Annotated in this window: 23 protein-coding genes and 1 pseudogene; 15 read left to right on the top strand and 9 right to left on the bottom strand. The window is 64.0% G+C overall.

Going from position 1 to position 22,096, the window contains the following annotated elements:
- Nucleotides 1-6: 6 nt before the first annotated feature.
- Complete coding sequence (locus ACFXS9_RS10055) at nucleotides 7-681, bottom strand: hypothetical protein (protein ID WP_392688158.1); 675 nt, start codon at nucleotides 679-681, stop codon at nucleotides 7-9.
- Between ACFXS9_RS10055 and ACFXS9_RS10050 the strand changes: the two genes are divergently transcribed.
- A complete protein-coding gene (locus tag ACFXS9_RS10050) occupies nucleotides 668-1,483 on the top strand; it encodes an adenylate/guanylate cyclase domain-containing protein (RefSeq protein WP_392688155.1) in 816 nt (271 codons plus the stop codon). The two genes, ACFXS9_RS10055 and ACFXS9_RS10050, sit on opposite strands and share 14 nt — an antisense overlap.
- Nucleotides 1,484-1,636: 153 nt before the next feature.
- Nucleotides 1,637-1,771 (top strand): hypothetical protein, encoded by a 135-nt coding sequence (locus ACFXS9_RS10045; protein ID WP_392688153.1) that lies wholly within the window; start codon nucleotides 1,637-1,639, stop codon nucleotides 1,769-1,771.
- 665 nt (nucleotides 1,772-2,436) lie between these two features.
- Here ACFXS9_RS10045 and ACFXS9_RS10040 read toward each other — a convergent pair.
- Nucleotides 2,437-2,874: a hypothetical protein gene (locus ACFXS9_RS10040; RefSeq protein WP_392688150.1), complete on the bottom strand. Its 438-nt coding sequence runs from the start codon at nucleotides 2,872-2,874 to the stop codon at nucleotides 2,437-2,439.
- 133 nt (nucleotides 2,875-3,007) lie between these two features.
- On the opposite strand from ACFXS9_RS10040, the gene ACFXS9_RS10035 reads away from it, so the two are divergent.
- From ACFXS9_RS10035 to ACFXS9_RS09980, 12 genes and pseudogenes are all read left to right on the top strand, one after another.
- On the top strand, nucleotides 3,008-3,847 hold the full coding sequence (locus ACFXS9_RS10035; RefSeq protein WP_392688147.1) for an efflux RND transporter periplasmic adaptor subunit: 840 nt from the start codon (nucleotides 3,008-3,010) through the stop codon (nucleotides 3,845-3,847).
- Nucleotides 3,848-3,857: 10 nt separating this feature from the next.
- Nucleotides 3,858-4,309, top strand: a pseudogene (locus tag ACFXS9_RS10030) (ABC transporter ATP-binding protein); the annotation flags it as partial.
- 93 nt (nucleotides 4,310-4,402) lie between these two features.
- On the top strand, nucleotides 4,403-4,612 hold the full coding sequence (locus ACFXS9_RS10025; protein WP_392700324.1) for a hypothetical protein: 210 nt from the start codon (nucleotides 4,403-4,405) through the stop codon (nucleotides 4,610-4,612).
- Nucleotides 4,609-5,841: an ABC transporter permease gene (locus ACFXS9_RS10020; RefSeq protein ID WP_392688144.1), complete on the top strand. Its 1,233-nt coding sequence runs from the start codon at nucleotides 4,609-4,611 to the stop codon at nucleotides 5,839-5,841. Before ACFXS9_RS10025 ends, ACFXS9_RS10020 begins: the two co-directional genes overlap by 4 nt.
- Nucleotides 5,842-6,155: 314 nt before the next feature.
- Nucleotides 6,156-6,677: a sigma-70 family RNA polymerase sigma factor gene (locus tag ACFXS9_RS10015; RefSeq protein ID WP_392688141.1), complete on the top strand. Its 522-nt coding sequence runs from the start codon at nucleotides 6,156-6,158 to the stop codon at nucleotides 6,675-6,677.
- A complete protein-coding gene (locus ACFXS9_RS10010) occupies nucleotides 6,601-6,786 on the top strand; it encodes a sigma factor-like helix-turn-helix DNA-binding protein (protein ID WP_392688138.1) in 186 nt (61 codons plus the stop codon). The genes ACFXS9_RS10015 and ACFXS9_RS10010 overlap by 77 nt, the downstream gene beginning before the upstream one ends.
- The gene (locus ACFXS9_RS10005) at nucleotides 6,783-7,586 is read left to right on the top strand and encodes an anti-sigma factor domain-containing protein (RefSeq protein WP_392688135.1); all 804 of its coding nucleotides are present in this window, start codon (nucleotides 6,783-6,785) and stop codon (nucleotides 7,584-7,586) included. The genes ACFXS9_RS10010 and ACFXS9_RS10005 overlap by 4 nt, the downstream gene beginning before the upstream one ends.
- 123 nt (nucleotides 7,587-7,709) lie before the next feature.
- On the top strand, nucleotides 7,710-9,173 hold the full coding sequence (radA, locus tag ACFXS9_RS10000; protein WP_392688132.1) for a DNA repair protein RadA: 1,464 nt from the start codon (nucleotides 7,710-7,712) through the stop codon (nucleotides 9,171-9,173).
- 167 nt (nucleotides 9,174-9,340) lie between these two features.
- Complete coding sequence (locus ACFXS9_RS09995; RefSeq protein ID WP_057846388.1) at nucleotides 9,341-9,970, top strand: CvpA family protein; 630 nt, start codon at nucleotides 9,341-9,343, stop codon at nucleotides 9,968-9,970.
- A gap of 31 nt (nucleotides 9,971-10,001) precedes the next feature.
- Nucleotides 10,002-11,507, top strand: a complete 1,506-nt coding sequence (purF, locus tag ACFXS9_RS09990; RefSeq protein WP_392699707.1) for an amidophosphoribosyltransferase — start codon at nucleotides 10,002-10,004, stop codon at nucleotides 11,505-11,507.
- Nucleotides 11,508-11,659: 152 nt separating this feature from the next.
- Nucleotides 11,660-12,400, top strand: a complete 741-nt coding sequence (locus ACFXS9_RS09985; RefSeq protein ID WP_392688128.1) for an SDR family NAD(P)-dependent oxidoreductase — start codon at nucleotides 11,660-11,662, stop codon at nucleotides 12,398-12,400.
- A gap of 261 nt (nucleotides 12,401-12,661) precedes the next feature.
- Entirely contained in the window at nucleotides 12,662-13,888 is a 1,227-nt protein-coding gene (locus ACFXS9_RS09980) for an ABC transporter substrate-binding protein (protein ID WP_392688125.1), read from the top strand.
- A gap of 164 nt (nucleotides 13,889-14,052) precedes the next feature.
- On the opposite strand, the gene ACFXS9_RS09975 is transcribed toward ACFXS9_RS09980, so the two are convergent.
- The 4 genes from ACFXS9_RS09975 to ACFXS9_RS09960 are packed head-to-tail and all read right to left on the bottom strand — an operon-like array spanning nucleotide 14,053 to nucleotide 17,924.
- Entirely contained in the window at nucleotides 14,053-15,294 is a 1,242-nt protein-coding gene (locus ACFXS9_RS09975) for a TCR/Tet family MFS transporter (RefSeq protein ID WP_392688122.1), read from the bottom strand.
- Nucleotides 15,291-16,673, bottom strand: coding sequence for a ribosome biogenesis GTPase Der (der, locus tag ACFXS9_RS09970; RefSeq protein WP_392688119.1), 1,383 nt, complete (start codon nucleotides 16,671-16,673; stop codon nucleotides 15,291-15,293). Before der ends, ACFXS9_RS09975 begins: the two co-directional genes overlap by 4 nt.
- 55 nt (nucleotides 16,674-16,728) lie before the next feature.
- On the bottom strand, nucleotides 16,729-17,241 hold the full coding sequence (locus tag ACFXS9_RS09965; RefSeq protein WP_392688116.1) for a hypothetical protein: 513 nt from the start codon (nucleotides 17,239-17,241) through the stop codon (nucleotides 16,729-16,731).
- 29 nt (nucleotides 17,242-17,270) lie between these two features.
- Entirely contained in the window at nucleotides 17,271-17,924 is a 654-nt protein-coding gene (locus ACFXS9_RS09960; protein ID WP_392688114.1) for a tetratricopeptide repeat protein, read from the bottom strand.
- A gap of 267 nt (nucleotides 17,925-18,191) precedes the next feature.
- Between ACFXS9_RS09960 and ACFXS9_RS09955 the strand changes: the two genes are divergently transcribed.
- Nucleotides 18,192-19,025 carry a hypothetical protein gene (locus ACFXS9_RS09955; protein ID WP_392688112.1) on the top strand — a complete coding sequence of 278 codons (834 nt, stop codon included), beginning with the start codon at nucleotides 18,192-18,194 and terminating at the stop codon, nucleotides 19,023-19,025.
- On the opposite strand, the gene ACFXS9_RS09950 is transcribed toward ACFXS9_RS09955, so the two are convergent.
- From ACFXS9_RS09950 to ACFXS9_RS09940, 3 genes are read right to left on the bottom strand one after another with little or no spacing between them, the layout of a single operon-like run.
- On the bottom strand, nucleotides 19,022-20,617 hold the full coding sequence (locus ACFXS9_RS09950; RefSeq protein WP_392688109.1) for a class I adenylate-forming enzyme family protein: 1,596 nt from the start codon (nucleotides 20,615-20,617) through the stop codon (nucleotides 19,022-19,024). The genes ACFXS9_RS09955 and ACFXS9_RS09950 overlap by 4 nt on opposite strands.
- A 13-nt stretch (nucleotides 20,618-20,630) precedes the next feature.
- The gene (panB, locus tag ACFXS9_RS09945; protein ID WP_057846379.1) at nucleotides 20,631-21,452 is read right to left on the bottom strand and encodes a 3-methyl-2-oxobutanoate hydroxymethyltransferase; all 822 of its coding nucleotides are present in this window, start codon (nucleotides 21,450-21,452) and stop codon (nucleotides 20,631-20,633) included.
- 1 nt (nucleotide 21,453) lies between these two features.
- Nucleotides 21,454-22,038 carry an NnrU family protein gene (locus ACFXS9_RS09940; RefSeq protein WP_392688106.1) on the bottom strand — a complete coding sequence of 195 codons (585 nt, stop codon included), beginning with the start codon at nucleotides 22,036-22,038 and terminating at the stop codon, nucleotides 21,454-21,456.
- Nucleotides 22,039-22,096: the final 58 nt, after the last annotated feature.

Raw genomic sequence — 22,096 nt, 5'->3', positions numbered from 1 at the left:
AGGTTCTCAGACGTGCCACCTTGACCGACCATACCGTGCTGGTTGCACGGCCTGGTTCTCGATTAGGGAGAATGCGTCTTGAGCATGGTGGCAGAAGCGGCTGATGTCCCCTATTTGGGTGATCAGCGAACCGGACGAACCGAAGCCCGGCAAGATACCCTGAAATTCGCGGAAGCCGCCCTTGTCGACAGCAAGCGGGAAGGCCTGCTCCTCGCCGTCCGGGCGCGCTGGGTCGCGCTGGCCGTCACTGCCGTTACCCTGCCGATCATCAATCCGAACTGGGACGTGATCTACTACGTCCTGATGCTGGGATTCTTTGCCCTGATCGGCTGGGCCCAACTCAAAGTCGGCAAGGTCGGCCGTTCGCCGCTCGAGGTTTTCCTGATCATTTGCGATCTCGCGCTGCTGACCTTCCTCAGCGTTGTACCCAATCCCTGGAGCACCGAGCACTGGCCAATCGGAATGCAATTCCGGTTCGACAGTTTCATCTATTTCTTCATTTTCCTTGCCACCGCCACCCTCGCCTATTCGTGGCGAACGGTTGTCGCGATGGGCGGATGGACCGCTGCCCTGTGGGCCACTGCCGTCGGTTGGGCGTATCTGCAGCCCGAAACCCATGCCGCGCTGTCGGAGCGCGTCAGGGGAAGCTGTCGGCGCCGATATTCGCTTGTTCGAGATCATCGATCCTTCGTCGATCGGCTTCGGCGCCCGTTTCCAGCAAGTGACGGTGTTCATCATCGTGGCCGGGATCCTGGCGCTGGCGGTACGCCGTTCGAATGCGCTTCTGATCAGCCACGCCGGGATCGAGCGCGAGCGCGCCAATCTGGCGCGTTATTTTTCGCCAAATGTCGTCAATGAATTGTCCGGCAATGACGAGCCGCTCACGCGGGTGCGCACGCAAGACGTCGCGGTGTTGTTTGCCGATATTGTGGGTTTCACCGCCTACGCCGACGGACGAGACCCGAAAGAGGTCATCGACACGCTGCGGCAATTCCATGAACGAATGGAAAGACAAGTGTTCCAGCACGGCGGAACGCTCGACAAATACCTCGGCGATGGTCTGATGGCGACGTTCGGTACGCCGTTCGCCGGCGATTCCGACGCGCTGAACGCCTTGCGTTGCGCGCGGGGCATGATCGCTTCGATCGCCGAGTTGAACAGAGAACGGAAGGACCGCAACGAGCCGCCGATCCAGGTCAGCGTCGGATTGCACTATGGTCAAGTCGTGCTGGGAGATATCGGCCTCAACCAGCTCGAATTCGCCGTGATCGGCACCACCGTGAACGCGGCGAGCCGCCTCGAGGCCCTCACCCGCGAATTCGGATGCGCCATCGTCGTCAGCGACGTACTGGTGCGGCAGGCGCGAGCCGAACCGAACCAGTCGAGCGCCGACTTCGCATTGCTTGTCGAGCAGCCGGCACAGATCATTCGTGGTCTCGAGCAACCGGTCGGCATCTGGACGTGTGCCAACGTCACGTCATGATGTCTTGAAGCGCGCGATGGATGCATCCTCACGAATGCGCGAGGCCTGCATCCGAACCGTACCCTGAATTCGTACCGCAGACGGGAGCGACAATCACGCCGCTCCGATGACAGCAACCTAACGTCGCTCGCATGAGCGAAACAGGAGAGCATCATGCCGGACAAGTTCCGCACTGCACTCGCCGTGACCACCTTGGCTCTGGCGACCGTGTCGGCCGTCGATAGCGCGTCGGCGGGCATACTTAACTGGAGCTGGTTCGCAGTGCCTCTGTACGGCATACCGTACTGAGCGCTTGCAGCGAGACGCAGAGGCCGCCCGCCGCCGGGCGGCCTCTGGAGCTGTCGCCAGGCGCGACCATCGCGAAGCTTGCGGCCGGACGAGCTGTCGCGACGCCGTTCCAAAAAATAGCGGGCAGCACTGCGCGTGGTTACCGCGGCGAGACGATCTTGCGTAGATCATGATGCGATTGCATCAATCGCATCATGGTCTCTCGCATCGTTCGAGCAATGATCTCCGCGCAACGCCTCGCGTTTACTAGCTAAGGGAGAACCGGTTTTCATTTTTCGGATCATGCTCTACCCCGCACCAGCTCACGAATGCGCGAGGCCTGCATCCGAACCGTACCCTGAATTCGTACCGGCAGGCAGGAGCGACAATTACGCCGCTCCGATGACAGCAACCTAACTCGCTCACATGAGCGAAAACAGGAGAGCATCATGCAGGATAAGTTCCGCATCGCACTCGCTATTGCCGTCCTGGCTCTGGCGACCGTGTCCGCCGTCGCCCCCGCGTCGGCGCACTGGTTTAGCTGGAGGGCAGTGCCTCTGTATTACGTACCGCTCTGATTGCTTGCAGCAAGACGCAGAGGCCGTCCGCCCGCCGGCCGGCCTCTGCCGCCGTCGCCAAGCGCGACCCATCACGCGGCACTCAACTGGAGAAATGGAGGGGGATCGTCACAGATGCGCCGCCTGCTGATCACTTTGCTTGCCATCGCCGCTGCCACCGCGGGCACATTCCATTTCTTTCCGCACTGGAGCGGTGCGCCGGCCCACCCGTCCTACCGACTTGCCAAGGCAAGCGAAGGCGAAATCGTTGCCACGGTGAGCGCGAGCGGCACCATCAATCCGACCACGACAGTCATCGTCGGCTCGCAGCTCTCGGGCCAGGTCGTCGAGCTCCTTGCCGACTACAATTCCAATGTGAAGGCGGGGCAAGTGGTGGCGCGGCTCAATTCGGACCAGATCCTCGCCAAACTCGATGCGGCGCGCGCCGATCTCGAGCAGGCCCGCGCTAAGAAGCTGGTGCAGAAAGCGCAGATCGAGCGCGTGCGCGCGGACACGGAAAAAGGCCCGAGCTGCCGAGGCAGAGATCGAAGCGCAGATTGTCCGCAACGGGGCGCTGCTCGCCGACGCCGAGCGCACTTACCAGCGCCAGAGCGAGCTGCGCGCGCGCGGCGTCACCGCCGAGGCGACGCACGATGCGGCCCGGACGACACGCGATGCCCAGCGTGCGAGCCTCGACTCGGTGAAAGCGCAGCTCAAATCCGCCAAGGCGCAGCTCGTCGGCCTCGAGGCCGATCAGCGCGTGGCAGAGGCGCAGCTTGCAGCCGCGGCCGCGCAGGTCGCCGCGCGTGAGGCCACGGTCAGACAGATCGAGGTCGATCTCCGGAACACGGACATCCGCTCGCCGGTTTCCGGCGTCGTGGTTCAGCGTCAGGTCGAGCTTGGTCAGACGGTCGCGGCCGCGCTGCAGTCGCCGACCTTGTTCCTGGTAGCGGACGATCTTCGCCAAATGGAGATATCCGTCAATATAGACGAGGCCGACGTCGGCCGTATCAAGCCGGGCCAGCGCGCGACGTTCACGGTTGGCGCCTTTCCCGGGCGAACCTTCGAGGGAACCGTCAAGCAGGTGCGGTTGGGGTCGCAGACGATACAGAACGTGGTGATCTACACGGCAATCGTCTCGATCGAGAATCCGCGTCTCGAGCTGCTGCCGGGAATGACCGCCACGGTGCGGATCGAAACCGACCGGCGCGACGGGGCCGTGCAGGTCCCAAGTGCCGCCTTGCGCTGGCGTCCCCCGACGACCAGCGACGTTTCCGGCGCACAGGTTTCGCAGTCACAAGGAAGCAGTCAGTCCGGCGAGCCGAATGTCGCCTTCGTCGAACGCAATCGGGCCACGCAGCCTGGGCGCGTCTTCGTGGTCGGGCCGGACGGCAAGCCGCAAGGGGTCACGGTCCGCATCGGCGCAACCGAAGGAGCCGCAACCGAGATCGTATCGGGCCTCGAGCCCGGCCGCGAGGTGATCATCGGCGGCGGACCGCGCACCGCCGAGGCGAAGACCACGCAACCCGGCAGCTTGTAGAGAGGACACCATGTCGCCGATCGAGACCGAGCAGCTCACCCGCGTCTATCGACTCGGCGACGAAGCCGTGCATGCGCTGCGCGAGGTGACGCTTTCGGTCGCGGCCGGCGAATTCACCGCCATCATGGGTCCGTCGGGCTCGGGAAAGTCAACATTCATGAACGTGATCGGCTGCCTCGACCGGCCGACTTCCGGCCGCTACCGCCTCGGCGGCGAGGAAGTGTCGGCGATGAGTCGCGATGCGCTCGCCGCCGTGCGCAACCGCAAGATCGGCTTCGTGTTTCAGCAGTTCAACCTGCTCGAGCGTCTTGATGCGCTTGGAAACGTGGAGCTGGCGACGATTTACGCCGGGGAGGAGCGCAGGCGACGACGCGACAAAGCCGCGGCCGCACTCGCCCGCGTTGGCCTCGCCGAGCGCCTGCATCATCAGCCGACACAGCTCTCGGGGGCCAGCAACAGCGCGTCGCCATCGCCCGCGCACTCGTCAACACACCAAGGCTATTGCTCGCCGATGAGCCGACCGGTGCGCTCGACAGCCGCACCTCGCTCGAGCTGATGGCGCTGTTCCAGGAACTGAACAATGAAGGGACGACCGTTGTCGTCGTCACCCACGAACCCGAAGTGGCGCGGTTTGCGTCGCGCCTCGTGCGTTTCCGCGACGGTCGCGTGCTGAGTGACAGACTACAGCGTCCGGCCGACGCTGCCGCCGAGCTGGTCGCAAGCCCGGTCGAGATCACGCCTGACTTCGCGGAGACGGCAGCATGACGTTTGCTGATGCGGTCATCTCTGCGCTCGACGCGCTGCGGCTGCACAAGCTCCGCAGCTCCCTGACGATACTTGGCATCATCATCGGCGTTGCAGCCGTGATAGCGATGGTGGCGGTCGGCAGCGGTGGACGCGAGCAGGTCGCGGCGCAGTTCCGCAGCCTCGGCACCAACCTGCTCGTGGTCATGCCGGGCAGCATCACCAAATCCGGCGTGGGCCTCGGCTCAGGCTCCGCTTCCTCATTGACCGACGAGGATGCAGCGGCGGCCGTGCGGGAAGTGCCGTTGCTGCAGGTAGCCGCGCCATTCATTCGCGAAAATGCCCAACTGATCGCTGCCGGCGTCAACTGGTCTAGTCTAGTCTACGGCGTCGATCTTGGCCTGTTCGAGGCGCGCGAATGGGACGTCGAATCGGGTCGACTGTTCGCGCCGGACGAGATCGCCCGCGGGGCGCAGGTGGCGTTGATCGGGCAGTCCGTGGCGCGCGCGCTCTATGGCGGGCTCGATCCGGTCGGGCAGGAGTTGCGGGTGCGCAACGTGCCGTTCCGTGTGATCGGCGTGATGGCAAGAAAGGGCCAATCCGCCTGGGGCCACGACCAGGATGATGTCGTGCTCCTGCCGCTCAACACGGCGCGCCAGCGGGTGATCGGCCGCAATGCAGCCAATTCGCGCTCGGTCGACTCTTTCTATCTCAAAGTGCGCGAGGGAGAGAGCCTCGCCGCGGCGGAGAGCGACGTGAAGATGCTGCTACGCCAGCGTCACCGTCTGCAGCCGATGCAGGACGACGACTTCACGGTCCGCAACCTCGCCGACATTGCGGCTACGCAGGAGGAAAGCGTGGGCACGCTTGCCTTGCTGCTCGCGATCGTCGCCGGGGTCTCGCTCGCGGTGGGCGGCATTGGCATCATGAACATCATGCTGGTGTCGGTGACCGAGCGCACGCGCGAGATCGGGCTGCGGCTCGCTATCGGCGCGCGTCCACGCGATATCCTGAAACAATTCTTGTTCGAGGCAATCGTGTTGTCGCTCATTGGCGGCGCCATCGGCATTCTGACCGGGATCCTCGCCGCCTGCGCAATCGCGAGCCTAGCCCAGTGGCCCCTGCTGATTGAGCCGGACTGGATCGTGCTGGCAGTGCTGTTTTCCGGATTCGTCGGCGTGTTCTTCGGCTGGTTTCCGGCGCTGCGCGCGTCGCGGCTCGATCCGATCGAAGCGTTGCGGTACGCGTGATTGCCGAGCCAGCCTCGTGCTGTCCGATAGTTTGGAGATACGCGGGCCCAACTTTCACGCCGCCCGTGGAACCGGTCACGCACGTCCGTGGAACCGCGTCGTGTACGATCAACTTGTTGGCTTAAGTGTCCGTCGGGTTGGTGCTAAGGTTAAAGGTGATGAGAGCAGGCGCGCTCGCTACCTTGCTGTCGACTACGCACAATACCCGCGCAGTCGTTGCCGACCGCCCGCTGTGGGCGCGGTGCGGTCAGGCGACAAGGGCGAACAAGCAGATGCCGTCGCATGTGACCTCGCGCAGAATCCGACGAGTCGAAATGCCGGAAATCAAGACGGTCAGCTTCGTGTCGAGCTCTGATGAGCGGGTGATCAGCCGATCCATCCGGCCGGCAGCCCCAGATGCGGAGACGGCGCAGAGTCCCGAGACCCTGCTGCAGGCCTGTGCTAGCGGCGATCAGACTGCCCTGCACAGCCTCTATAAGGGAACGGCACCGCAACTATTCGGACTCGCTCTGCGTATTCTCAGGAGTCGCGAAACGGCCGAGGAAATCATACAGGATTGCTTTGTTCTCGTTTGGCGCAATGCGCACACCTTCGATCCCAGTCGCGGTGCTGCGATGGCTTGGCTCGCCCGCATCGTTCGGAACCGGTGCATCGATGTCATACGGCGGCGCGGGCGCGAGGCGCCACTCGATGATGCACCGATTGAGGACCGCGAGGACCCGGCATCGCGTCCGGCCGATCAGGAGGTGCTTAGTCGCGATGCGCGCCGCCTGCAGGACTGCCTTGACAAACTCGAGGAGGGGGCCGCGCAATACCCTCAAGCTGATATATTATGAGGGTATGACGTACCAGGAGGTGGCAGCCTATGTGGGCGTGCCACTCGGCACCGTGAAGAGTTGGGTTCGGCGAAGCCTGATCCGGCTCAGGGGGTGTTTGGAACGATGAACTACGTCGATCCGGAAACGCGTGACCTTCTGGCGGCCGAATACGTACTCGGCACGCTGAGCGGCGCCGAGCGCCGCCATTTCGAGCGACTGTTGTCCGGCGATCGCGACCTGTGCGATCTCGTCGAACGCTGGGAACAGAGGCTCAATCCCCTCGCCGAGTCGGTCCCGGCCGAGGAACCGGCTGCGCATGTCTGGGACGAGATTGCCCGGCAGATCGCGCTGGCACCTGCACCGGCAGCACCGGTACGCGAAGGCTGGTTCGATCGGCTGTGGGATAGCGTAGGCTTCTGGCGCGGCGCGGCTGCCTTGGCCGCGTCCACGGCGGCGGCCTTGCTTCTCTACGTTGTTTCGCTCCCGCAGGGTGTTGCGCCGGAGCAGATTGCGGCGCTCGACAAGCGACTTGCGCGCATCGAGGACACAACCAAGGGCCTGGTCGCCTCGCCGCCCACGCACGTGGCGGTGCTGCTCGACAAGGACCAGCGTCCGATGATGACGGCGGATCTCGACGTTGACGACGGACGGCTGGTGCTGCGGCTCAACCTCACGCCGCCCCGTGATTTCAACCACAATGTGCTTGAGGTCTGGCTGGTGTCCCCGGACGGCACGCGCCGCTCGCTTGGCCTTTTCCCGAGCGAGCGCCCCGGCACAACGACGGCTCTCGTGCTGCCGCACGCCACTGCCGAAGCGCTGGCCCAAGCGGCGCTCGCCGTCAGCCTGGAGCCAAGGGGCGGCTCGACGACGGGGCAGCCGTCGGGTCCGGTCCTGTTCACCGGCTCGCTCATGCCTGTCGCTCTCTGACAAGGCAGTCCCACCGAAGCACGCTTTAGGGTCGGCGTCGCCGCGATCGATGGTGCGCGTTCGTGCGTCCGGGCCTAACCGTGTTATGCACGGTGCTCGACAGGAAGCAGCGATTCACATTCGATGGCCAAATCCACCCTCTCCTTCGTCTGCCAGAACTGCGGGGCGGCGTATAATCGCTGGCAGGGCAAGTGCGATTCCTGCGGCGAGTGGAACACGCTTGCCGAGGAAGACACCACCGGCGCGACCTCGATGCCGGTCTCGGTCCGCTCGCGGCGCAAGGGCCGGACGTTTGCGCTGGAAAGCCTCACCGGCAAGAGCAACGATGCCCCTCGCCTACCTTCCGGGATGACCGAGCTCGATCGTGTCACTGGCGGCGGTTTTGTCCGCGGCTCGGTGCTGTTGGTCGGCGGCGATCCCGGCATCGGCAAATCGACGCTGCTCACGCAGGCTACCAGCATGCTGGCGCGCGCAGGCCACCGCGCAGTCTATATATCGGGCGAAGAGGCCGTGGCGCAGGTGCGGCTGCGCGCCGAGCGGCTGGGCTTGGCGGACGCGCCGGTGCAGCTCGCCGCCGAAACCTCGGTCGAGGACATCGTCTCGACGTTGTCGGAAGGCGCGGTGCCGCGCCTGATCGTGATCGATTCGATCCAGACCATGTGGACCGACACGGTGGAGTCGGCGCCGGGAACGGTGACGCAGGTCCGCGCCTCGGCGCAGGCGCTCATTCGTTTCGCCAAGAAAACCGGTGCTGCGATCATTCTGGTCGGGCACGTCACCAAGGACGGCCAAATCGCGGGCCCCCGCGTGGTCGAGCACATGGTCGACGCGGTACTGTCGTTCGAAGGCGAAGGCTCGCAGCATTTCCGCATTTTGCGCGCGATGAAGAATCGTTTTGGCCCGACCGATGAAATCGGCGTGTTCGAGATGACCGGGCTCGGCCTTCGCGAGGTCTCCAACCCCTCGGAATTGTTCCTCTCGGAGCGAGATCTGGGCAGCCCGGGAACCGCGGTTTTCGCCGGGATCGAAGGCACCCGCCCGGTATTGGTGGAATTGCAGGCGTTGGTGGCGCCGACCACGCTCGGTACCCCCCGACGAGCCGTGGTGGGTTGGGATCCGAGCCGGCTGTCGATGGTGCTGGCGGTGCTGGAGGCCCATTGCGGCGTCAAACTGTCCGGCTACGACGTCTATCTGAACGTGGCTGGCGGCCTGAGAATCCAGGAGCCCGCGGCCGATCTCGCGGCGGCCGCGGCTCTGGTGTCGTCGTTGGTAAATGCGCCGTTACCGACGGACGCGGTCTATTTCGGCGAGATTTCGCTCTCGGGCGCGGTCCGGCCGGTGGCGCAGACCTCCGCCCGATTGAAGGAGGCCGCGAAACTGGGCTTTGGCCGCGCCGTTCTACCCGAATCGGCGCGCGGCGAGGTCGGCGGCGATGGAGGGCTTGCGCTGAACAGCATCGGCGGACTAACCAGTCTGGTGGCCGAAATCGCGGCGCGCGGCAGTCCGAGAGGCAACCGCGACACCAGTCGCGAGGGTGCGGCAGAGAAAAATACCACACCAGCGCGATTCCGTCGTGAAAACAGCTAAAGCGGCGTGACGCGACCGCCCCTCGCCGCTATACAACGCGCGCGAAAGGCGGACGGGATGGCACGATTTCCGGCCTTGCGGGATACGCCGTCTGCCCCTCACTTGGGGGTGACCGTGAGCCGCCGATTCGCTGCCTAAAGGACTTACGAGCGGACCCTGACCAGCCGATGCCGATAACGATACTCGATCTCGTCCTGCTCGGAGTGATGCTGATTTCGGGGCTGCTCGCCATGGTGCGCGGCTTCATGCGCGAGATCCTGTCGATCGCGGCCTGGGGCGCGGCGGCGCTAGTGACGCTCTACGCCTTCTCGAAGCTGCTGCCGACCGCCAAGGCCTATTTCAACAACGACACGGTCGCAGCCGTCGCGGTCGTGGCCGGCACCTTCATCGGCACCTTAATTGTGGTCTCCGTGATCACGGTGCGGATTTCGGACATGATCCTGGATTCCCGGATCGGCGCGCTGGATCGCACGCTCGGCTTCCTGTTCGGGCTCGGCCGCGGGCTGCTGATCGTGGTGGTGGCCTTTCTGTTCTTTAGCTGGCTGGTCCCGGACAAGCAGAGGCCGGACTGGATCACCGGTGCAAAATCCCGGGTGGTGCTGCAGGGAACCGGGGATTGGTTAATGTCGCTCTTGCCGGATGACCCCGAGAACACCATTTTAAAGAGATTCAAGAAGAATAAACCGGAAGACGATCAAACTGACGCCGACCAGGCAGCCCCTGCATCCGGCGATGGCTACAGCAAACCTGCCCGCGACAGTCTTAAAAAGCTGATCGAAAAACCCGCGGGCCGCTAATTCTGGCCAAAATAGAGAGGCGATGGACGCGATGCAAAACCCTTCCGATCCCGCCGGGCAACTCGATCTAAATCCTGGCATCGAGTTGCAGGACGATCTCGAGGGCGACACGCTACGCGAGGAATGCGGCGTGTTCGGCATCTTCGGCCACCCCGAAGCCGCTGCCATCACGGCGCTCGGACTACACGCCCTCCAGCATCGCGGCCAGGAAGCCGCCGGCATCGTCTCCTTCGACGGCAGCCGCTTCCATTCCGAACGCCGCCTCGGCCTCGTCGGCGATACCTTCTCCCGGCGCGAGGTGATCGAGCGCCTGCCCGGCATCGTAGCGGTCGGCCATGTCCGCTATTCCACGACCGGCGCGACCATCCTGCGCAACGTGCAGCCGCTGTTCGCCGAGCTCAATGCCGGCGGTTTTGCGGTCGGCCATAATGGTAATCTCACCAACGGGCTGACGCTGCGCCGCGAGCTGGTCAAAAACGGCGCCATGATGCAGTCGACCACGGACACTGAAGTGATCCTGCACCTGGTCGCACAGTCCAAACGCAGCCGCTTCATCGACCGCTTTATCGAGGCGCTGCGCGCCATCGAAGGCGCCTATTCGCTGGTATCGCTGACCAACAAGAAGCTGGTCGGCGCACGCGATCCGCTCGGTATCCGTCCGCTGGTGCTTGGTGATCTCGAGGGCTGTCCGATCCTGACTTCGGAGACCTGTGCGCTCGACATGATCGGCGCGAAATATGTGCGCGACGTCGAGCCCGGCGAAATCGTCGTGTTCGACGAAGAGGGCGCCCACAGCCACAAGCCGTTTCCGCCGAAACCGCCGCGGCCCTGCATTTTCGAATACATCTACTTCTCACGGCCGGATTCGATCGTCGGCGGCCGTGCGGTCTATGAGGTCCGAAAGGCCTTCGGCGCGCAGCTCGCCCGCGAAAGCCATGTCGAGGTCGACGTCGTGGTGCCGGTGCCGGATTCCGGCGTGCCGGCGGCGGTCGGCTACAGCCAGCATTCCGGCGTGCCGTTCGAACTTGGCATCATCCGCAACCACTATGTTGGCCGCACCTTCATCCAGCCGACGCAGAGCGTGCGCGAACTCGGCGTGCGCATGAAGCACTCGGCCAATCGGGCCGCGATCGAGGGCAAGCGGATCATCCTGATCGACGATTCGCTGGTACGCGGTACCACGTCGAAGAAGATCGTGCGCATGATGCGCGACGCCGGTGCGCGCGAGGTGCATTTCCGGCTCGCTTCGCCGCCGATCCTCTATCCCGACTATTACGGCATCGACCTGCCGGACCGCGGCGGACTTCTCGCGGCCACCCATACGCTGGAAGAGATGCGCGACATCATCGGGGCGGACTCGCTGGCGTTCCTGTCGATCGACGGCCTGTACCGCGCGATGGGCGAACCGGGGCGCGATCCCGCCAATCCGAAATTCTCGGATCACTGCTTCACTGGCGCCTATCCGACGCACCTCACCGACCAGACTCAGGTTGAACCGCAGCCCCGGCAATTGTCGCTGCTGGCCGAGGCGAGCTGAGGCGGCCGCCGGTGTCGTCCCTGCGAAAGCACGGACCCATAACCACAGGCCTTCGTTTTTCGGACGCCAATAGCTACGAACATCTTTCGCCATTATAACCTTCACGGCGTATGGGTCCCTGCGTTCGCAGGGACGACGATGAGACAATTTGAATGACCAAACCTCTCGCCTCCCGCATTGCGCTCGTGACTGGTGCCTCCCGCGGCATCGGCTATGCCACGGCGCTCGCGCTGGCAAAGGCCGGCGCGCATATCGTCGCCGTCGCACGCACGCAAGGCGGCCTTGAGGAACTCGACGACGAGATCCGCAAAGATGGCGGCAGCGCCACGCTGGTGCCGCTCAACCTCACCGATTTCGACGGCATCGCACGGCTCGGCGCCGCGCTGCATGAACGCCATGGCAAGCTCGACATTCTCGTCGGCAATGCCGGGGTCGCTGGTCCCTCCTCTCCGCTCGACCATATCGAGCTGAAGCCGTGGAACGACGTGTTCGCCGTAAACGTCACCGCGAACTTCCAGCTCATCCGCTGCATGAACCCGCTGCTCAAGGTGTCAGACGCCGGCCGCGCCGTGTTCGTCACTTCGGGCGCTGCCAGCAAGGCGAACGCCTATCAAGGCCCCTACGCTGCATCGAAGGCCGCGCTGGATACGCTGGTGCGCTCATGGGCCAACGAGACCGCAAGCACGAAGCTGCGCGTCAACCTCTTCAGCCCCGGCCCGATCCGCACCCGCATGCGCGCCAGCGTCTTTCCCGGCGAAGATCCGATGACGCTGGATACGGCGGAACAGGCCGCGGAATTCATCGTGCCGATGTGCGCGCCGGAATGGACCGAGACCGGCAAGCTCTACGACTACAAGACGCGTACGCTGATGAGTTTTCATCCGCCGGCATAGCGCCAACAGGCCGGTCCCGCGGCAATTCGCCAAACCCCGTGCATTGGGTGAAGCTCGCCAATGATGGGCTGTGTCTGCGATCGGACCAACAACCATACCCTCAGCGAAAGATGGAACTTCGTTAAGGCGGATCCAGAAGTTCAAGCTGACTTCGGACGCGCGACGATAGGTGCCTTGCCCGCGGTTTCGAGAAGGACTATCGCAGGACCGCTGGCAGGTTCCGAAAAGAGAGCCGGCGAACAACATTTCTGGAGGAATACCATGACGACTGGAATGGCGCGGCGCTTCGCCGCTTCCGTGGCGCTTGCCGCACTCGCCCTCGCGACGCCAGCACTGGCCCAGGACAAGACCGTCAAGATCGGCGTGCTGAATGACATGTCGAGCCTCTATGCCGACATTGGCGGCCCCAATTCGGTGGCTGCAGCGAAGATGGCGATTGACGATTCCGGCCTCGCCGCCAAGGGCTGGAAGATCGATCTGGTCAGTGGCGATCACCAGAACAAGCCCGACGTTGGCGTCAACATCGCCAGGCAGTGGATCGACAACGACAAGGTCGACGTCATCGCCGACACACCGAACTCCGGCGTCGCGCTCGCGGTGAGCAACCTCGTCAAGGACAAGAACGTCGTCCTGCTCAATTCGGGCGCAGCCACAGCCGATCTCACCGGCAAGGCCTGCACGCCCAACACGATTTCCTTCACCTACGACACCTACATGCTAGCCAACGGAACCGGCAAGGCGCTGACCAAGGCCGGTGGCGATAGCTGGTTCTTCCTGACCGCAGACTACGCGTTCGGACATGCGCTGGAACGCGACACCTCGGCGGTTGTCACCGCCAGCGGTGGCAAGGTGCTGGGCGGAGTCAGGCATCCGCTGAATACGTCGGACTTCTCGTCGTTCCTGTTGCAGGCGCAATCCTCGAAGGCAAAGGTGGTTGGCCTTGCCAACGCTGGCGGCGACACCACCAATGCGATCAAGCAGGCGTCCGAATTCGGCATCGTTGCGGGCGGTCAGAAGCTAGCGGCGCTCCTGCTCTTCATTAACGACGTTCACTCGTTGGGCCTGAAGACCGCGCAGGGTCTGACATTCACGGAATCGTTTTACTGGGACCTGAACGACAAGACGCGCGAATGGTCCAAGCGCTTCCAGAAAGTGTCACCGAAAGGCACGATGCCCTCGATGACGGTGGCCGGGGTTTATGCAGTGGTGCTGCACTATCTCAAGACCCTCGACGCGATGGGCGGCAATCCGCATGACGGCGCCAAGGTCGTCGCCAAGATGAAGGAATTGCCGACCGACGATCCGCTGTTCGGCAAAGGCCCGCTGCGTGCCGACGGCCGCCGTCTCATTCCGGCCTATCTGTTCGAAGTGAAGAAGCCGGAAGAGTCGAAGGGACCGTGGGATTACTACAAGCAGATCGCCACGATCTCGGCGGAAGACGCCGCCAAGCCGCTCGAAGCCAGCGAGTGTCCGCTGGTGAAGAAGTGACGGCGTAGCCGTCATTCCGGGGCGCGCGAAGCGTGAACTATGGTGCGCAATTGCGCACCTGAGAATTTCGAGATTCCGGGTCTGGTGCTAACGCACCATCCCGGAATGACTCATCCGATTGCGGAGTGCAAGCGAGCGGTGGTTACGCCTTCGGCTAACCCACCCTACTTTTTCAGCGTACGCCACGCAATCAACAGCGCGAGCCCCAGCAGCGCCGCCGCCAGCAGGAACGGCGCGCCCGGCAATTTCACCGGCGCCTGGTCGCCGATGAAATAGGCAAAGGTCAGCGTGAACAGGAACGGTCCCGCCATCTGGGCGATGCTGTTGACGCTGTTGGTCGCGCCCTGCAACTGGCCCTGCTGATCCGGCGCAACGAGCTGCGTCGTCAGGGCCTGGATCGCCGCGCCTGCCACGCCCCACAGCGCCATAACGGGAATGCCGGTCCAGAACAACAGCCCGGTCGGCGCCGCGCCATAGATGAAGAATCCCAGCCCGCCGCAAGCGAGCCCGAGCAGCAGCGCGCGGCGCTCGCCGAGGCGCGTTACGATCGGCCCGACGCCCGCGCCCTGCACCACCATGGCGCACACGCCCACCAGAGCGAGCGTGAGCCCCACCGTTGTCGTGTCCCAGCCATACCGATAGGTGGCGTAGAGCACGAAGGTGGAAGGCAGCACCACATGCGCAACCTGGCCAAAGAAATTCGCCAGCGACAGGCCAGCGAGAATCCGGTTCGAGCGCAACAGATGCAATGCGCCGAGCGGGCTGGCGCTCTTCCAGTGGAACGGCGCGCGCCGATCCCGCGGCAGCGACTCGGGGAGGATCAGCCAGCCGTATAGCGCGTTCGCAAAGCTCAGGCCCGCCGCGACCCAGAACGGCAGACGCGGATCCATGCCGCCGAGCAGGCCGCCGACGGCGGGGCCGAGAATGAATCCGGCGCCAAAGGCCGCGCCAATCTTGCCGAACACCGCGGCGCGCCGTTCCGGCGGCGTCACATCGGCGATATAGGCAAAGGCCGTGGAGATGCTGGCCGAGGTGATGCCTGAGATCACCCGCCCGATAAACAGCCAGGTCAGCGACGGCGCCAGCGCCATCAACACGTAATCCAGCGCCAGCCCGAAATTCGATAGCAACACCACCGGCCGGCGGCCGAAGCGGTCCGAGAGCGCGCCAAGGATCGGCGAGAACAGGAACTGCATCAGCGCCCAGGCGGTGCCGAACAGGCCGAAGATCCGCGCCGCCGTCGCGGTGTCGTTGTCGACAAAACTCTCCACGATCTTGGGCAGGATCGGCAGGATCAGGCCGAGCGCAAGCATGTCGAGCAGGATGGTGACGAAGATGAAGGCCGCCGCGCCGCTGCGTACCGGCGGCCTATCGTCGGCAGCAGCGGTGGACGCCTGTTCGCTCATGACGGCCGCTTGCGCTTATGCGCGAACGGATTGGCCTTTTCGCGCAGCGTGATGCGGATCGGCGTGCCCGGCAGGTCAAAAGCCTCGCGCAGGCTGTTGGTGAGATAGCGCAAGTAGGATTGCGGCACGGCGTCCGCGCGCGAGCAGAACAGCACGAAGCTCGGCGGACGCCCCTTGGTCTGCGTGATGTAGTTCAGCTTCAGCCGGCGGCCCGACACTGCGGGCGGCGGGTTGGCATCGACTGCCTGCTCGAACCAGCGATTGAGCGCGGCCGTGGGCACGCGCTTGTTCCAGACTGCGTAGGCATCCTGGATTGCGGTCATCAGGCGATCGATGCCCTCGCCCAGCAAGCCGGACACGGCGACGATGGGGGCACCTTTCACCTGCGGCAACCAGTGATCGGCATCGCTGCGCAGCGCCGAAATCAGATGCGGCTTGCGCTCCATCAAATCCCATTTGTTGACCGCCAGCACGATCGCCCGCCCCTCGCGTTCGATCAGATCGGCGATGCGCAAATCCTGTTCCTCGAACCGGTTCTGCGCATCCATCATCATCACGACGACTTCGGCAAAGCGCACGGCGCGCAGCGCGTCCGCCACCGACAATTTTTCCAGCTTCTCCTCGATCCGCGATCGCCGCCTTAAGCCCGCGGTATCGAACACGCGAAAGTCGCGCCCCTGCCAGGTGATCTCCACCGAAATGGAATCGCGCGTGGTGCCCGCCTCGGCGCTGGTCAGCAGCCGCTCCTCGCCGAGCAGATGATTGATCAGCGTAGACTTGCCGGCATTGGGACGGCCGACGATGGCGACGCGGATCGGACGCTGGGCGAGATCCTCGTCCGATACGATATCGTCGTCGTCGAACTCTTCCCGTTCTTCAGCCGGCTCCGGCATCAGTGCGGCGAGCGCGTCGTAGAGATCGCTCAAGCCCTCGCCATGCTCGGCCGAAATCTGCACGGGATCGCCGAGCCCCAGCGCGTAGGATTCCATCGCGCCGATTTCGCCGTGCTTGCCCTCGCTCTTGTTGGCGACCAGCACCACCGGCTTGTTGGCGCGGCGCGCGAAATCGGCAAAGGCGCGATCGTTCGGCGTCAGGCCCGCACGGGCGTCGATCACGAACATCAGCGCATCGGCCAGGCCGATCGCGGCTTCGGTCTGCTCCTGCATTCGTGCCGTGAGCGAGCCCTTGGCGCCCTCGTCGAGGCCGGCGGTATCGATCACGGTGAATTCGAGATCGCCGAGACGCGCGCTTCCCTCGCGACGATCGCGGGTGACGCCGGGCTCGTCATCGACCAGCGCGAGCTTCTGCCCGACCAGCCGGTTGAACAGCGTCGACTTGCCGACGTTGGGTCGGCCGATGATGGCGATCGTAAAGGACATAAATGATCCAAACGCCCGTTTCTGAAGGGCGTGTCAATCGAACGAAAACAACAAATCAGCGCGAGAAACTGCCGCTCGGCATCGGAGCCGGGAAAGCCGATTGTTGCGAGGATTGCGCGGGCGCGGCCGATTGGTCGGGCGGTGGAGCCGTGGTGCGCTTGCGCACGATCCTGGCCGGCTTGGGCGCAGGCGGAGCAGCGGCGGTGCTGCCGTCTTCCTCGGGCGCGGCGTCGGGGTCCGCAGCGGCGGATGCGGCAGCCTGCTTGCCCTTGGATTTCGCGCCACGCTTCGACTTTGGCTCTTCGGGCGGAGGCGCTGCAGCCGCTACCGCGTTAGGACCATCAACTTGCTGATTGGCGCCTCTGTAGAGATCCTTCGGCACGCCCTGCTCAAGGCCCGGCACCCCTTCGGGGAACACCGGTTTGCGCTCACCGGGCAGCTTCTTCTTGGTGTCGAGGAAGTCGAGCAGATCGGACGGATCGAAATTGCCCGTGCTGCCACAGCCTGCCAGCGCGCCTGAAAGGGCGATAAGGACGGCGGTTGCGATCAAACGTTGCGGGCGGCGCATAGTGGGTTTCCCAACTCGTTTTGCTGGCGTCAGCTCTTGGCGACCGGCGGCAGCAAGGCCTGAAGCGCTTCGGCACGCGAGCGCAGGCTCGGCGGCGTTTCTCCGTCATTGGCGATCATATCCAGCCATTGCCGTGTCGCTGCGGCATCATTGGCACGCCAGGCCGATAGCGCCAGCAATTCGCGCGCAGTATGGCGGAAGGTGGCGCCCGGCGCGGCAGCGGCTTCGAGGCGTTCTTTCATGTTGGGATAGCTGGTGCTTTCCAACAGCAACTGGGCCGCGCGAATCCGCGCGAGGTCCTGCTCGGCGACGCCGACGCTGCGGTCAGCGGCAATCTCGTCGAACAGCTTTGCCGCGGCCTGCGGATCGCGGTTGGCGACTTCCGCCGCCAGGCGTAACCGTGCCAGCACGCGGTAGCCGAACGGCGCCTTCGCAACGAGATCGGCAAACGCCGCTTCGGCCTCGGCATGCTTGTTGGCTTCCGAAAGCTCGACCGCTTTATCGAACGCCGCCCCCGCCTCGGCCGCCTTCTTGGACTCCAGATACTGATAGCCGCGCCAGCCGCCCACGGCGGCGATGATCAAAATCAGGCCGGCGATGATCAGAAGCGAATATCGGTCCCACAGCCTTTTGAGCTGTTCGCGACGGACCTCCTCGTCTACTTCATCAAATAATTCAGACACTTAAAGATATCCCATCCCCGGGGAACCGCAGCTTGGGCGGCAGTCGCGCGTGCCCGATCCCGCATGGCCGGGGCGTAGCCTATCGATATGGCGGTGGCAAGGCAAAGCGAGGCGGATCAAAGCGTTAACAACGGCTCGCAACCGCCTCCGAAATCGGCTGGCAATGTTGACATCGCGGTTCAAAGTTTGGCGTAATCCCGGCCGCTTCCATTGTCGATCCGTACCCGATTTTTCAGGTGTTTCATGCCTCGCCACGCGCTGGTTTCGATGCTGCTTGCCCTCGGCCTGGTATCCCTGGCCACAGCGTCACTGGCCGACGACTTCAAGCCGAAGGCGCCCGAGACGGCCTTCTCGGGCAAACTGCGCCCCGACATTTTAGGTATCTCGACCGAATCGAACGCCGAATCCGCGCGCGCCATTTTTGATTCGCTGTTCAAGGGCCGAACCGACACCAAGACCGACATCCAGCAGCAGAAGTTCGGCGGTGCCAGTTACGTCGCCGCCTTGAATTTCAGCCTTCCTGCCGGTTCGAAACAGAACGGTGAGATGCTCTCTACGAGCTTCTCCTCGCCCGCGAGTGCCAACCGCGCCTATTTCGTCGCCCGCAACCTGACCTTCGCACCGGACCAGCAACCGTCGAAGGCGGATATGATCAAGGAGATCATGGGCAAATACGGCGTGCCGACGATCGTCGGCGACCAGCATCTGTACTACATCTATCGCAAGGGCTCGATCATGTCGGTCGGCGGCAAGTACAAGGACGCAACTGCGCTCGAAGCAATCGGCAAGCCGCTCGACCCGAGGGCCGCCGTCAAGCTCAACGGGGACACCGTGCGCGGCAGTTGCGTGGCGGTCGTCAAGCGCGCCCAGACCAAAGCCAAGGAACCGGGCGCCATGCTCACCGAGGCCAAGGGCGCGAACTGCGACGGCGTGTTGAGTGTGCAGCTCGTTCCGGGCACGCTGGCCGACCGCGTCGGTATCGCCCAATTCACCCTGCTGGACGTCAAGCAGCTCGTCAGCGCTGCCGCGATCGACAGTGCCGCGCTCGCCGCCGGGCCAAGCGAGAGCGCGATGCCCAAGGGCAGCGCGCCGAAGCTCTAAGCCGCCGCGAAAGCCTCGCGGAGCTGCCGCTTCATCACCTTGCCGTTGGCATTGCGCGGCAACGGATCGGTCCGCAGATCGATGGTTTCCGGCACTTTGTAGTCGGACAGCCGTTCGGCGCACCAGGCGCGCAGCGCCTCGCCGCTGACGGCATTCCGCATCACGACGACGGCATGCACGCGCTCGCCGAGCACCGGGCACGGTTTTGCGATGATCGCGCTCTCGACCACGTCGGGATGGCCTGAAAGGACCGACTCGACCTCGGCAGAATAGATCTTGAGCCCGCCGCGGTTGATCATATCCTTCTGACGGTCGAACACGCGCACGAAATTCTCTTCGTCGATCGAGCCGAGATCGCCGGAATGCCAGAAGCCGGCCGTAAAACTCTCCGCCGTCGCCTTCGGATTGTTCCAGTAGCCTTTGATGACCGACCCGCCGTGAATCCAGATTTCGCCGATCTCGCCGCACGGCAGTTCGCGGCCCTCGGCATCCATCACGGCAATCTGCGCGCCGGGACAGGGCAAGCCGACGCTGTCGATGTGGCTCGCGGTCAATTCGCACGGCATCATGGTCGATGGTGACGTCGTCTCGGTCGCGCCGTAGCAATTCATCAGCTTCAGGCCGGGAATTGTCGCATCTAACTTTTCGATGGTGGCGATCGGCATCGGCGCGCCGCCAAAGCCGCCGATCCGCCAGCTTGACAGATCGTAGCTGTCGAAATCCGGCTGCAGCAGGCAAAGATTGTACATTGCCGGCACCATCACGGTGTAGGTGACCCGCTCGCGCGCCGCCAACTTCAAATATTCCGTCGCCTTGAACTCCGCCATGATGATCAGCGCGCCTGCGCAACGGACCATGGTCATGAGGTTGGCGACCACGCCGGTGACATGCCCGAGCGGCACCGCGGCGATCGAGCGATCCGCGGCAGTAAGCTTCAGGCACGAGACGAACACCATGGCCGAATGAATGATGGTGCAATGGGCGAGCATCGCGCCCTTCGGCCGCCCCGTGGTGCCCGACGTATAGAGGATCATGGCAGTGTCCTCTTCGCCGACCTCGATTGGTGCGACCAGCGGCGCGTTGTCAGCGAGTTCGGAAAAGCGCGAAAGTCGCGGGTCGTCGTCGACAACAATCCGGCGCATCACATCGGGAATGTCGCCGGCATCGGGCACACGATCGGCCAAGGCCGCCTCGTGGATCAGGAGCTTTGCGCCGCAATCGGTGAGCACGTAGGCGATCTCGGGCTTTTGCTGGCGGATCGAAAGCAGCACCGTCACCAGCCCGGCATGGGCCGCACCCAGCATCGTCAGCACGAATTCGATTCTATTGCCGAGCAGTAGCGCGACGCGGTCGCCGCGCTGCAGGCCGAGTTTTTGAAATCCTGCTGCGATTTGCGCCGATTGCTGCGCGACCTCGCGCCATGTCAGTCGCGTGGCGCCGCAGACCAGCGCCTCGCCGTCCGGGTTGGTCGCAACCGCTTCTGCCACCATCGCCGGAATGCTCTTGGGCCGTTCACAAAAGACCGAAACGATTCGGTCGCCAAAGCGCGGCTCGAGCCGCATCGCCGGGATAGAGTGCTGCGACCAGTCCATGGATGGCGCCCCGTCAGCTCTTCTTCATCTCGTAGACGTGCTCGGGTCCGGGGAAAGCGCGCGAGCGCACGTCGCTGGCGTAGCCCTGGATCGCCGCTTCGATCGCGGGGCCGAGATCGCCATAGCGGCGCACGAATTTCGGCGTCCGCGGCGACAGGCCCAGCATGTCCTCGAGCACCAGTACCTGGCCGTCGCAGGCCGCGCTGGCGCCGATGCCGATGGTCGGAATGGCGATGGTTTCCGTGATCTTGCGCGCCAGCGGCTCGGCGACCGCTTCGACCACGACCGAAAACGCACCGGCATCCGAGATCGCCTGGGCGTCTTTCAGGATCGGATCCCAACTACCCTCGTCGCGGCCCTGCGCGCGAAACGAGCCGAGCGTGTTGATCGATTGCGGCGTCAGTCCGATGTGGCCCATGACCGGCACGCCGCGCTCGGACAGGAACGCGACGGTTTCCGCCATGCGCACGCCGCCTTCGAGCTTCACCGCGCCGCAATGGGTTTCCTTCAATATCCGCACCGCGGAATGAAACGCCTGTTCCTTCGAGGCCTCATAGGAGCCGAACGGCATGTCCACCACGACGAGGGCATGCTTCGAGCCGCGCATCACCGCATGGCCCTGCAGGATCATCATGTCGAGCGTCACCGGCACCGTGGTCTCGAAACCGTGCATGACGTTACCGAGGGAATCGCCGACCAGAATGACGTCGCAGTGCCGATCGACCAGCGCCGCGGTATGCGCATGGTAGGACGTCAGCATCACGATCGGCTCGCCGTTCTTGCGCGCACGGATATCCGGCGCCGTTTTGCGCTTGATGGCAGATTGCACGGACATGTTAGGCTCCAACCACGGGGACGCCGATCACGACCGGATGGAACGCGAAGGCGAGCGCCAGATAGGCGACGACACCGACCGCGATCGCGATCAAATCGTTGCCGGGACCACCGACGGGAATCGGCGGGGCGCCGGCGTCGGAACGATATTTCAGCGAAATGCGATCATACACCGCCCATGCGAGAAACGAGCCGAACAGGATAATCGAGCCGAGATCGCCATTGGCGAGCAGATGCGCCGCCGCCCACAGCTTGATGCCCGTCAGCATCGGATGTTTCAGCGTCGTATAGATCCGGCCGCGGATGTAGGACGCGACAACCATGATGACCGCGGGCAGCATCAGCGCCGTGGTGATGTGCTTGAGCGCCACTGGCGGGTTCCAGAGGTCGATCCAGCCCGTTCGGCGATAAAGCGCAAAGCCCCAGATGATCAGCGCCAGACCAGCGATCGAAGCCAGCGCATAGCCGATCTTGTAGCCGCTCTCGCCCGTCGTGGAGATCACCCGCGCGCGCAGCTTGCGCTGCGTGGTGAGCGTGTGGACGCCGAAGAACAGGATCAGGCCCAGGATCAACACCAGCAGTCCCATGACGTGTCTCCCGTTGCGCGGCTGGTTTTCCGGATTATCCGGGTATCATTTTAAGGGC

Source organism: Bradyrhizobium sp. RDI18 (assembly GCF_043203335.1).
Classification (GTDB): Bacteria; Pseudomonadota; Alphaproteobacteria; order Rhizobiales; family Xanthobacteraceae; genus Bradyrhizobium; species Bradyrhizobium retamae.
Note: the sequence above shows the minus strand (reverse complement) of the source record. Positions and strands in the feature narration are given on the sequence as shown.

Excerpts from the sequence above, each read along its gene's own strand:
- ACFXS9_RS10055 (WP_392688158.1), bottom strand. The coding sequence starts at position 681 with ATGATCTCGAACAAGCGAATATCGGCGCCGACAGCTTCCCCTGACGCG.
- ACFXS9_RS10045 (WP_392688153.1), top strand. The coding sequence starts at position 1,637 with ATGCCGGACAAGTTCCGCACTGCACTCGCCGTGACCACCTTGGCTCTG.
- ACFXS9_RS10025 (WP_392700324.1), top strand. The coding sequence starts at position 4,403 with ATGGCGCTGTTCCAGGAACTGAACAATGAAGGGACGACCGTTGTCGTC.
- ACFXS9_RS10020 (WP_392688144.1), top strand. The coding sequence starts at position 4,609 with ATGACGTTTGCTGATGCGGTCATCTCTGCGCTCGACGCGCTGCGGCTG.
- ACFXS9_RS10015 (WP_392688141.1), top strand. The coding sequence starts at position 6,156 with ATGCCGGAAATCAAGACGGTCAGCTTCGTGTCGAGCTCTGATGAGCGG.
- ACFXS9_RS10010 (WP_392688138.1), top strand. The coding sequence starts at position 6,601 with ATGCGCGCCGCCTGCAGGACTGCCTTGACAAACTCGAGGAGGGGGCCG.
- ACFXS9_RS10005 (WP_392688135.1), top strand. The coding sequence starts at position 6,783 with ATGAACTACGTCGATCCGGAAACGCGTGACCTTCTGGCGGCCGAATAC.
- radA (WP_392688132.1), top strand. The coding sequence starts at position 7,710 with ATGGCCAAATCCACCCTCTCCTTCGTCTGCCAGAACTGCGGGGCGGCG.
- ACFXS9_RS09995 (WP_057846388.1), top strand. The coding sequence starts at position 9,341 with ATGCCGATAACGATACTCGATCTCGTCCTGCTCGGAGTGATGCTGATT.
- purF (WP_392699707.1), top strand. The coding sequence starts at position 10,002 with ATGCAAAACCCTTCCGATCCCGCCGGGCAACTCGATCTAAATCCTGGC.
- ACFXS9_RS09985 (WP_392688128.1), top strand. The coding sequence starts at position 11,660 with ATGACCAAACCTCTCGCCTCCCGCATTGCGCTCGTGACTGGTGCCTCC.
- ACFXS9_RS09980 (WP_392688125.1), top strand. The coding sequence starts at position 12,662 with ATGACGACTGGAATGGCGCGGCGCTTCGCCGCTTCCGTGGCGCTTGCC.
- ACFXS9_RS09975 (WP_392688122.1), bottom strand. The coding sequence starts at position 15,294 with ATGAGCGAACAGGCGTCCACCGCTGCTGCCGACGATAGGCCGCCGGTA.
- der (WP_392688119.1), bottom strand. The coding sequence starts at position 16,673 with ATGTCCTTTACGATCGCCATCATCGGCCGACCCAACGTCGGCAAGTCG.
- ACFXS9_RS09965 (WP_392688116.1), bottom strand. The coding sequence starts at position 17,241 with ATGCGCCGCCCGCAACGTTTGATCGCAACCGCCGTCCTTATCGCCCTT.
- ACFXS9_RS09955 (WP_392688112.1), top strand. The coding sequence starts at position 18,192 with ATGCTGCTTGCCCTCGGCCTGGTATCCCTGGCCACAGCGTCACTGGCC.
- ACFXS9_RS09950 (WP_392688109.1), bottom strand. The coding sequence starts at position 20,617 with ATGGACTGGTCGCAGCACTCTATCCCGGCGATGCGGCTCGAGCCGCGC.
- panB (WP_057846379.1), bottom strand. The coding sequence starts at position 21,452 with ATGTCCGTGCAATCTGCCATCAAGCGCAAAACGGCGCCGGATATCCGT.
- ACFXS9_RS09940 (WP_392688106.1), bottom strand. The coding sequence starts at position 22,038 with ATGGGACTGCTGGTGTTGATCCTGGGCCTGATCCTGTTCTTCGGCGTC.